Raw genomic sequence first — 5832 nt, 5'->3', positions numbered from 1 at the left:
GTGGGGGCGGGCTGGACCGGCTGGGTGGGGCCCGAGACCCAGGTCTGCCGGTGCGAGGAGGTCACGGCCGGCGAGGTCCGGGCGGCCGTCACCGATCTGGGCGCCACCGACCCGCGCGCCGTCAAGCTGCTGGCCCGCCCCGGGATGGGGCTGTGCCAGGGCCGCGTGTGCGGGTACGCCACGGCCGGTCTGGTGGCGGGGGCGTGCGGCCGGGCGGTCACCGAGCAGGACCTCCTCGGCCTGGCCACCCGTCCCATCGCGCAACCGGTGACGCTGGCCAGTGTCGCCGGGGGCCCTGTCAGTCCTGTCAGCCCCGTCAGTTCGGTCAGCACTGTCAGCCCCGACGATCCTCCGGAGGACCGATGACCACGCCCACCCGACCCTGGCACGGCGTACTGGTGGCCACCGCACTTCCGCTGCGGCCTGCCGGGTCCGGCGCCCTAAACCCCGACTTCGACGGGTTCGCCGAGCACGTCGCCTGGCTGGCGGCGCAGGGCTGCCACGGCGTCACGCCCAACGGCTCGCTGGGGGAGTACCAGACCCTCACCGCCGACGAGCGCGCGCGCGTGGTGACCACCGCGGTCGCGGCGGCGCCCGCGGGCTTCACCGTGATGCCGGGCGTGGCGGCCTACGGGTCGATGGAGGCCCGGGGCTGGGCGGAGCAGGCCGCCGAGGCGGGCTGCGCGGCCGTGATGCTGCTGCCACCCAACGCCTACCGCGGCGATGAGCGGGCGGTCGTCGAGCACTACCGCGAGGTCGCGCGGGCCGGCCTGCCGATCGTCGCCTACAACAACCCGATCGACACCAAGATCGACCTGGTACCGGAGCTGCTCGCGCAGCTGTACCAGGAGGGGCTGATCGTCGGGGTGAAGGAGTTCTCCGGCGACGTGCGCCGCAGCTTCCGGATCGCGGAGCTCGCCCCCGGGCTCGACGTCCTGTGCGGTGCCGACGACGTGGCGCTGGAGCTCGCCATCGCCGGCTCGCCGGGCTGGGTCGCCGGCTATCCCAATGCGCTGCCGCGTTCCACGGTGCGGTTCTGGGAGGCGGCCGTGGCGAAGGACCTCGACGTGGCGCTGCCGCTCTACCGGTCGCTGCACCCGCTGCTGCGGTGGGACTCCCGCACGGAGTTCGTGCAGGCGATCAAGCTGAGCATGGACGTGGTGGGCCGCTACGGCGGCCCGTGTCGTCCGCCGCGGGTGCCGCTCACCGCGGAGCAGGAGCAGACCGTGCGTCACGCCACCGAGAAGGTCGTCGCGGAAGGGCTCTCCTGACGATGCGGGCCAACCGGGTGTTCCACGCCGTCGACTCCCACACCGAGGGCATGCCGACGCGGGTGATCACCGGAGGCATGGGGGTGGTGCCCGGCGCCACGATGTCCGCCCGCCGCCAGTACTTCGTGGAGCATCTCGACCACGTGCGCAGGCTGCTGATGAACGAGCCGCGCGGGCACTCGGCGATGAGCGGGGCGATCCTGCAGCCCCCGACCCGTCCCGACGCCGACTGGGGGGTGCTGTTCATCGAGGTGTCGGGCTGCCTGCCGATGTGCGGGCACGGCACCATCGGGGTGGCCACGGTGCTGGTGGAGACGGGCATGGTCGAGGTCAGCGAGCCGCTCACCACGATCCGGCTCGACACCCCCGCCGGGCTCGTCGTCGCCGACGTCGAGGTCCGGGACGGCGTGGCGCGGTCCGTCACGATACGGAACGTCCCGTCCTTTGCGGTCGGCCTGGACCGGACGGTCGAGGTGGAGGGGTTCGGCACCGTCTCCTACGACATGGCCTTCGGCGGCAACTTCTACGCGATCCTGGGCCTCGACCAGCTCGGCATCCCGTTCGATCGCGCGGAGAAGCAGCGGATGCTCGACTTCGGGCTGGCGATGATGGACGCCGTCAACGCCGGGGACCGGCCGGTGCACCCGGAGAACCCGGACGTCGGCGGCTGCCACCACGTCTATCTCGCGGCGCCCGGGTCGACCGCGCGCCACTCGCGGCACGCGATGGCCATCCACCCGGGCTGGTTCGACCGCTCGCCGTGCGGCACCGGCACCAGCGCGCGGATGGCGCAGCTGCACGCCCGTGGCGAGCTGCCCCTGCACACCGACTTCCGCAACGAGTCGTTCATCGGCACCGAGTTCGTCGGCCGCCTCGCCGAGGAGACCGCCGTGGGGGCGCTGCCCGCCGTGGTGCCGACGATCTCCGGCCGGGCCTGGCTCACCGGCACCGCGCAGTACTTCCTGGACCCCGACGACCCCTTCCCCGAGGGCTTCCAGCTGTGAGCGGGCCCGTCGTGCTCGACGCGGCGGCGGTGCAGCGCGCGCTCCCGATGCCGGCCGCGATCGCGGCGGTGCGGGAGGCGTTGCTCGCCGGGCTCGACCCGGACCACGACCCCCCGCGCGGCGTGGTGCCGGTCGAGCACGGCCAGCTGCTGCTCATGCCCGCCCAGTGGGGCGGGTTCGCCGGCGTCAAGGTCGCCACCGTGGCCCCGGCCAACCCGGACCGGGGCCTGCGCCGCATCCAGGGCGCCTACCTGCTCCTGGACGCGCAGACGCTCACCCCGCTGGCGTTCCTGGACGGGGCGGCGCTCACCACGATCCGCACCGCGGCGGTGTCGGCGGTGGCCGTCGACCTGCTCGCCGGGACCGGCGCCCGCCGGCTGGTGGTGTTCGGCTCCGGGCCGCAGGCGCGCGGCCACCTCGCGGCGCTGCGGGCGATCCGGCCGGTCCGGGAGGTCGCCGTCGTGGGGCGGCACCGGGGGAGGACGCACGCGTTCGCCGCGGAGGCCGGCGCGGCGGGGCTCGACGCCCGGGTCGGCGACCCCGGGGACGTGGCGGGCGCCGACCTGGTGGTCTGCGCCACCACTGCGCGCAGCCCCCTGTTCGACGGCACCCTGCTCGCGCCGGACACCACCGTGGTGGCGGTGGGGTCGCACGAGCCGGAGGCGGCGGAGGTCGACGCCGCCACCGTCTGCGGCTCGACGGTGGTGGTGGAGGCGAGATCGGCGGCGCTGCGCGAGGCGGGCGACGTGCTGGGCCCGGTACGGGCGGGCCTGCTCGACCCGGACTCGCTGGTGGAACTGGCCGGTCTCGTCCGCGGCGCGCCGGTCCCGCCCGGACGTCCGCGGCTGTTCAAGAGCGTCGGGATGGCGTGGGAGGATCTGGTGCTCGCGGCCGCCACCTACCAGGCCGCCGGCGCCGGCCGAGGGGGGCGATCATGACCGTGGACGACCGGCCGGGTCCTGTCCTGTCCCCGCTGCGGGTGCGCCGCAACCTGCGCGAGGAGATCACCCAGACGCTGCGCGCCGCCGTGATCTCCGGCGAGCTGCGCCCCGGCGTCGTCCACTCCGCACCGCACCTGGCCGCGCAGTTCGGGGTCTCGGCCACCCCGGTGCGCGAGGCGATGCTCGACCTGGCCAAGGAAGGCCTCATCGACGTGGTGCGGAACAAGGGGTTCCGCGTCACCGAGCCGTCGCAGAAGGACCTCGACGACCTCAGCGAGCTCCGGGCGCTCATCGAGGTACCAACGGTGCGCCGGATCGCCGAGGTGGGGGCCGCTCCCGCCGTCCTCGAGGAGCTGCGGCCGCTCGCCGTGGAGATCGAGGACGCCGCCGCGCGCCACGACCTGATCGCCCACGTCGCCGCCGACATGGAGTTCCACCTCCGGCTGCTCGCGCTCGCGGGCAACGCGCACCTGGTCGAGCACGTGCGCTCGCTGCGCGCGCAGTCGCGGATCTACGGGCTGCGCAGCCTGGCCGAGCGGGGCGAGCTGGTGCCGTCCGCACACGAGCACGCCGAGCTGCTCGACCTCGTGCTCGCGGGCGACGCCGAGGGCACCGAGCGCCTCATGCGCCGCCACATCGGGCACGTCCGCGGGATCTGGGCCGAGTAGGCGCGGGCCCGCTCACCGGTCGGGGCGCAGCTCGTGCAGGATCTCCTCGGCGCGCGCGGTGGCGGCGGCGGGGTCGACGTCCGGTGAGCCGACCTGCGGGTCCCAGTTCAGGTCGTAGAACACCTCGGTGACGCCCTGCTCGCCGAGCCAGGCGGTGTCCTCGCGGATCTTGTCGTACGAGCCGGACAGCCGCTGGTCGGGCTCGCCACCGGCGCGGACGACGCCGCGGACCACGATCCGGACCGCGTCCGGGTCCTTGCCGGCCTTCTCGGCCGCCTCTCGGACCGTCGCGATCTGCCCGCTGATCTTCGTCAGGTCGGTGGCGCTGCGGCTCATCCAGCCGTCGGCCAGGCGCCCGGCCCGCCGCAGCGCGGCCTCCGCCGCGCCACCCAGCAGCAGCGCCGGACCGACCGGCTTGGGCGCCATCCGGCTCGGCACCACGGTGTAGAACTCGCCGTCGAACTCGCTGACCTCGTCGCGGAACAGCGTGTGCAGCGCCTGCAGGTACTCCTCGGCACGCGCGCCGCGCCGCTCCAGGGTGACCCCGCTCGCCACGAACTCCTCGCGCTGCCATCCGGTGCCGAGCCCGAGGTCGAGCCGGCCCCCGGACAGCAGGTCGAGCGTCGAGGCTTGCTTCGCGAGGTAGGCCGGGCTGACGAACGGCAGGTTCAGCACCGCGACGCCCAGCCGGATCCGTGTCGTCCGCGCGGCCACATAGGACAGCGCCACCAGCGGGTCGAGCACGCTGCGGTAGACCACGTCGAGGGCCTCCGGGTCGGCGGGGGTGAGCAGCCGCTGGAACGTCCACAGCGAGCCGTAGCCCAGCTCCTCGGCCCGCTCCGCGAAGCGCGCGAGGTTCTCCGGGCCTGCCCAGGCCCCCGACACCGGTGCACCGAAACCGATCCTCATGCGCCCATCGTCGCGGGCGTTGCGGCGGCTGCGCACAGCGGGCGACACACGACACAGTTCGAGCAGGCACCCCCGGGTCCCGCGCCTGTCGATCTCCCGAGCCGCCGTAGCATCCCGTCGCATGCCACAGGACGACGCCGGCCGGCTTCCCGAGCAGCCCGTTCCGGGTCGCACGACCGGGCCGCCCGCGCTCGTCCCGTCGCTCTCGATCGTCAACTGCCAGGTGTTCGACGGGGTGTCCGGCGAGCTCACCGACGGGCCGGTCCACGTGGTCGACGGGCGGATCACCGAGGTCGGGCCAGGTGCGACCGCGTCGGCTGACCTGGTGATCGACGCGCGCGGCGGCACGGTGCTGCCCGGCCTGATCGACGCGCACTTCCACGCCTACGGGATCGGCCTGGACTGCTCGGCATCGAGTCCCGCTCGCTGAGCTACGTGGCGCTCGCGGGCGCCCGGCGCCTGGCGGGCGCCCTCACCCGCGGCTTCACCACGGTCCGCGACGTGGCGGGCGGCGACCCGGGGCTCGCGGCGGCGATCGCGCAGGGGCTCATCCCGGCACCGCGCTACCTCTACACCGGCCCGGCGCTCAGCCAGACCGGCGGGCACGGCGACCCCCGGGGCGCCGACAGCGACCTGTGCGGCTGCCACACGCACATGAACGAGGTGGTCGACGGCGTCGACGCGCTGCGGCAGGCGGTGCGCGACCGGTTCCGCCGCGGGGCCCACGCGATCAAGATCATGACGTCCGGCGGTGTCGTCTCCCTCACCGATCCGATCCGGATCCCCCAGTACTCGCCCGACGAGGTCAGGGCCGTCACCGAGGAGGCCGCGCGGCGGCGCAGCTACGTCGCGGCGCACGCGTACTCGCCGGAGGCCATCCGGCACGCGGTGGAGAACGGCGTGCGCTCCGTCGAGCACGGCAACCTGCTCGACGCCGCCACCGCGGCCCTGATGGCGGAGCACGGGGCGTTCCTGGTGCCCACGCTCATCACCTACGACGCGATGGAGCGGCGGGGGGCGGAGGTGGGGCTGGCTCCGG

The 5832-nt window shown here is 74.6% G+C and carries 8 protein-coding genes; 7 read left to right on the top strand and 1 reads right to left on the bottom strand.

Annotated elements, in window-relative coordinates; all coding sequences use genetic code 11:
- The 5 genes from HF577_RS36285 to HF577_RS36265 all read left to right on the top strand — a co-directional run.
- Positions 1-366: (2Fe-2S)-binding protein (locus HF577_RS36285; protein ID WP_169400525.1), on the top strand; the 366-nt coding region annotated here is incomplete at its 5' end.
- Positions 363-1271 carry a dihydrodipicolinate synthase family protein gene (locus HF577_RS36280; RefSeq protein WP_169400524.1) on the top strand — a complete coding sequence of 303 codons (909 nt, stop codon included), beginning with the start codon at positions 363-365 and terminating at the stop codon, positions 1269-1271. The genes HF577_RS36285 and HF577_RS36280, both read left to right, overlap by 4 nt.
- 2 nt (positions 1272-1273) lie before the next feature.
- On the top strand, positions 1274-2275 hold the full coding sequence (locus HF577_RS36275; protein WP_169400523.1) for a proline racemase family protein: 1002 nt from the start codon (positions 1274-1276) through the stop codon (positions 2273-2275).
- Complete coding sequence (locus HF577_RS36270; RefSeq protein WP_169400522.1) at positions 2272-3213, top strand: ornithine cyclodeaminase family protein; 942 nt, start codon at positions 2272-2274, stop codon at positions 3211-3213. Before HF577_RS36275 ends, HF577_RS36270 begins: the two co-directional genes overlap by 4 nt.
- Positions 3210-3884, top strand: a complete 675-nt coding sequence (locus tag HF577_RS36265; protein ID WP_169400521.1) for a GntR family transcriptional regulator — start codon at positions 3210-3212, stop codon at positions 3882-3884. Before HF577_RS36270 ends, HF577_RS36265 begins: the two co-directional genes overlap by 4 nt.
- Before the next feature lie 12 nt (positions 3885-3896).
- Here HF577_RS36265 and HF577_RS36260 read toward each other — a convergent pair whose 3' ends face one another.
- Positions 3897-4793, bottom strand: a complete 897-nt coding sequence (locus HF577_RS36260; protein ID WP_169400520.1) for a TIGR03619 family F420-dependent LLM class oxidoreductase — start codon at positions 4791-4793, stop codon at positions 3897-3899.
- A 121-nt stretch (positions 4794-4914) separates the two neighbouring features.
- On the opposite strand from HF577_RS36260, the gene HF577_RS37750 reads away from it, so the two are divergent.
- Positions 4915-5223 carry an amidohydrolase family protein gene (locus HF577_RS37750; protein ID WP_211175391.1) on the top strand — a complete coding sequence of 103 codons (309 nt, stop codon included), beginning with the start codon at positions 4915-4917 and terminating at the stop codon, positions 5221-5223.
- A gap of 5 nt (positions 5224-5228) precedes the next feature.
- The coding region (locus HF577_RS36255; RefSeq protein WP_211175390.1) for an amidohydrolase family protein at positions 5229-5832 on the top strand (604 nt) is incomplete at its 3' end.

Source organism: Pseudonocardia xinjiangensis (genome assembly GCF_012911925.1).
Classification (GTDB): domain Bacteria; phylum Actinomycetota; class Actinomycetes; order Mycobacteriales; family Pseudonocardiaceae; genus Pseudonocardia; species Pseudonocardia xinjiangensis.
The sequence above is the reverse complement of the archived record's forward strand: the minus strand, read 5'-3'. Positions and strand labels throughout refer to the sequence as shown.

What these genes read in the sequence shown, in the direction of transcription:
- HF577_RS36280 (WP_169400524.1), top strand. Translation starts at nt 363, where the DNA reads ATGACCACGCCCACCCGACCCTGGCACGGCGTACTGGTGGCCACCGCA.
- HF577_RS36265 (WP_169400521.1), top strand. Translation starts at nt 3,210, where the DNA reads ATGACCGTGGACGACCGGCCGGGTCCTGTCCTGTCCCCGCTGCGGGTG.
- HF577_RS36275 (WP_169400523.1), top strand. Translation starts at nt 1,274, where the DNA reads ATGCGGGCCAACCGGGTGTTCCACGCCGTCGACTCCCACACCGAGGGC.
- HF577_RS37750 (WP_211175391.1), top strand. Translation starts at nt 4,915, where the DNA reads ATGCCACAGGACGACGCCGGCCGGCTTCCCGAGCAGCCCGTTCCGGGT.
- HF577_RS36260 (WP_169400520.1), bottom strand. Translation starts at nt 4,793, where the DNA reads ATGAGGATCGGTTTCGGTGCACCGGTGTCGGGGGCCTGGGCAGGCCCG.